Below are 712 nucleotides of genomic sequence, written 5' to 3'. Positions count from 1 at the left end.
GTGGACCTTGTGTTCGAAGTCACGGGCCCCGAGCATTACCACGTCCCCCTCCTGCTCAGCCCGTTCGCCTACTCCACCTACCGGGGCAGCTGAAGCTGACCGCCGCCGCCGGAGTTTTTGTGCGCTTGGCAGGCCTGCACGCGCCGGCGGAGGCCGTTACGCGGACAAAAACTCCGGCAGTAGGCTTGATGCATGCCTTCTGAACAACCCCCCGCCGAGCGCCGCGAAATCATCGTCCGCCGCGCGCCCAAGTACGTCCCGTTCCTGGTTCTGGGCGCACTGGTGGGCACCGCCGCTGCGGCAGTGGTGGCCTACGGTCTGCCGGAAACGCCAAGCTTCGACTCGGGCTCCGTCTTCGGATTCTTCCTGGTGCTGTTCGCCGCCGGCGGCGCGGTTCTGGGCGCCGTATTGGCGCTCATCCTGGACCGCCGCAGCGTCAAGCGGCAGCAGCGGGCCGTTGTGGAGTCCGTGCCGGACTCCACACCGGATACGGATTCCCAGCCCTAGCGCCGGTCATAAACCGGTGGCCGGAAAAGTCTTACCCCATGTCGTGAGATAATCGACCAGTGGCACGCGGCGATGGAAAACTTTCCCATGATCTTCTCCCTGGCGAAAAAGGCCCGCAGGACGCCTGTGGCGTTTTCGGAGTCTGGGCACCAGGTGAAGAAGTAGCAAAACTAACCTATTACGGGCTGTATGCACTGCAGCACCG

At 63.9% G+C, this 712-nt stretch carries 2 protein-coding genes; both read left to right on the top strand.

What is annotated here, in order from left to right:
- On the top strand, nt 1-93 hold a 93-nt coding region (locus AC5RWX_RS34015), incomplete at its 5' end, for a hydroxyisourate hydrolase (RefSeq protein ID WP_494100534.1).
- A gap of 99 nt (nt 94-192) precedes the next feature.
- A complete protein-coding gene (locus tag AC5RWX_RS34010; RefSeq protein ID WP_494100533.1) occupies nt 193-507 on the top strand; it encodes a hypothetical protein in 315 nt (104 codons plus the stop codon).
- The last annotated feature ends 205 nt before the right edge of the window (nt 508-712 follow it).

Source organism: Arthrobacter sp. SPT-J7 (assembly GCF_059089965.1).
This window is presented reverse-complemented; position numbering and strand designations above follow the sequence as displayed.

Excerpts from the sequence above, each read along its gene's own strand:
- AC5RWX_RS34010 (WP_494100533.1), top strand. The coding sequence starts at position 193 with ATGCCTTCTGAACAACCCCCCGCCGAGCGCCGCGAAATCATCGTCCGC.